Source organism: Propionispira raffinosivorans DSM 20765 (assembly GCF_000381065.1).
In the GTDB taxonomy this organism is placed as follows: Bacteria; Bacillota; Negativicutes; order Selenomonadales; family Selenomonadaceae; genus Propionispira; species Propionispira raffinosivorans.
Map to the genome: position 1 here is coordinate 1 of NZ_KB905896.1, position 2,498 is coordinate 2,498.

The 2,498-nt window shown below is 38.0% G+C and carries 2 protein-coding genes; both read left to right on the forward strand.

What is annotated here, in order from left to right:
* Positions 1–186 precede the first annotated feature (186 nt).
* A complete protein-coding gene (locus F606_RS0120220) occupies positions 187–837 on the forward strand; it encodes an HAD family hydrolase (protein ID WP_019555677.1) in 651 nt (216 codons plus the stop codon).
* Between the two features lie 127 nt (positions 838–964).
* On the forward strand, positions 965–2,146 hold the full coding sequence (locus F606_RS0120225) for an iron-containing alcohol dehydrogenase (RefSeq protein WP_019555678.1): 1,182 nt from the start codon (positions 965–967) through the stop codon (positions 2,144–2,146).
* The last annotated feature ends 352 nt before the right edge of the window (positions 2,147–2,498 follow it).

Genomic DNA, 2,498 nt, shown 5'->3' on the forward strand with positions numbered 1-2,498 from the left:
CGTCGAAAGTACTTGGGTGGAAACGCCCTGGGAGGATAGAAAACTGCCAGTTAAATGAAAAGCACTCATGTATATGGGTGCTTTTTTCGTATGGAGAAAACTTTTAAAGCAGTCTTAAAAGAGATTTTTTAGGGGGCTTATGGTATACTTTTCTATACAGGATAAAAATAAAGTGAGGTATTTTTTTTGAAGGCAGTTATATTTGATATGGATGGTGTGATTATTGATAGTGAGCCAATTCATACCATTACAAAGATGCAGACGTTTAAACATTATGACATTCCTTTTGCTGAAAAGGATTGTGAAAAATATATGGGGCAGACAACAAAATCATTATTTGCTGCTTTGATAAAGCAACATAATCGCGATATTTCAGTAGCTGAAATGGTAGCACATAAGTATAAATTGTATTTGGATATTCTAGATAATAATAAATCAATTCAACCAATTGAAGGTATTTTAGATTTGTTAAGATACTTAAAACAAGAAGCTATTCCCACCGCGATTGGATCTTCATCGGGACGGGAAATTATTGATGCTGTTGTTAAAAAATTTCAATTAAAATCTTATTTTCAGTCCATTATCAGCGGTGCGGATTTGCCAAAAAGTAAACCAGATCCAGCGGTTTATCTACTTACAGCAGAACGTTTAGGTGTATCGCCAACTGACTGTATTGTCATTGAAGATACATCATCGGGCGTACAAGCGGCGAAAGCTGCTGGAATGTATTGTATTGCTCATCAAAATAAAAATTCCGGATCTCAGGATTTACGGCAGGCTGATAGCATTGTGCCATCGATTAAAAGCATTGATTTAAGTCTATATTTCAGGAATTAAAATTTTGGGCAGCTCAATCGTTCGTAAGTGCTTAAACGGTTTTATTGTGTTACGCAGGAAAAGTAAAAGAAACGCCTAATTATAGAAACTGTACGATGAAATAGTTTTGGAAAAAGGAGATTTTTTTATGCAGAGTTTTGAATATCATTGTCCGACAGAAATTATTTTTGGCAAGGGAGCTGAACTGAAAGCTGCGGATAAAATTAAAAAATATGGTGGTACGAAAGTGCTTGTCGTTTATGGTGGTGGCAGTGTTGTTCGCAGTGGTTTATTGCAAAAAATAACCGACTTACTGCAAACAGCAAAATTGCCTTATGAAACGCTGGGGGGGGTACAACCAAATCCTCGCCTTGAACTCGCACGAACTGGCGTACAACAGGCAAATAAATTTAAAGCTGATTTTATTTTAGCTGTTGGCGGCGGTAGTGTAATTGATACAAGTAAGGCTATTGCGCATGGACGGGCGAATCCAGATACAGACATTTGGGATTTTTGGTCTGGAAAAGCAGAGCTTACAAAATCATTACCTGTTGGGGTAGTGCTTACGATTTCAGCAGCGGGCAGTGAAACGAGTAATTCCGCTGTGTTAACGAATGAAGAAACTGGTAAAAAAGCTGGCATTAATACCGATTTCAATCGACCTTGTTTTGCAGTGATGAATCCTGAATTAACCTATACCTTGCCGGAAAGGCAGATCGCCTGCGGGGTAACGGATATTATGATGCATACGCTTGACCGATATTTTACACATACAAAAGGCAATGAGATGACCGATGCAATTGCCGAAGCATTATTGAAGAATGTAGCGAAAAATGGCAGAATTGCCTTAGCCAAGCATGATGATTATGAAGCGATGAGTGAAATTATGTGGTGCGGCAGTTTATCTCATAATGGGTTGACGGGACTGGGCGCTGAGATCGATTTTGCTACGCATAAATTAGGACATGAACTTAGTGGCAAATTTGATGTGCCTCATGGAGCGTCTTTATCGGCGCTTTGGGCTTCTTGGGCGCGATATGTCTATAAAGAAGAGCCACAGCGATTTGCTATTTTTGCTGAACGTGTTTGGGGTATACATCATGAGGATTTGAATGAAACGGCTTTGGCTGGAATTGCTGCCACAGAAGCTTATTTTGCTTCGATTCATATGCCAACAAATTTTAGTGAATTAGGTATCGGCAAGCAAGATGAAAAATCTTTACAATATCTTGCTGATCGGTGCAGTGATTATGGTAAAAAAACGGTGGCTAATTTCAAAAAACTTACCCGCGAAGATATGTATAATATTTATAAAATGGCAAATAAATAAATAAATGGGCAAGTTATCCACTATTTTATGCACAACCCTGTGAATAACTTGCCTGTTTTATATTTTAAAAGCCTTGCATCTTAGATCTAAGCATGTTATTATATAATTACATTGTGATAATGAATATCATAATCATGTTGACTCTGTTTTTACATGCATTGAGTTCGACATTCAGAAACTCTTTTGAATGAATATTTTTAGCAATTCACAGTTACTCCACTGAGGGCTGCCTTACATGTAAGGCAGCCCTGGTTTTGGTTTAACTGTTCGAAATAAACCACCGGCTTAGCCGGCGGAATCGACGGTTTTGACTTTAGTCGAAAAAAAATCCCTGTTACAATAAATGCAGGTC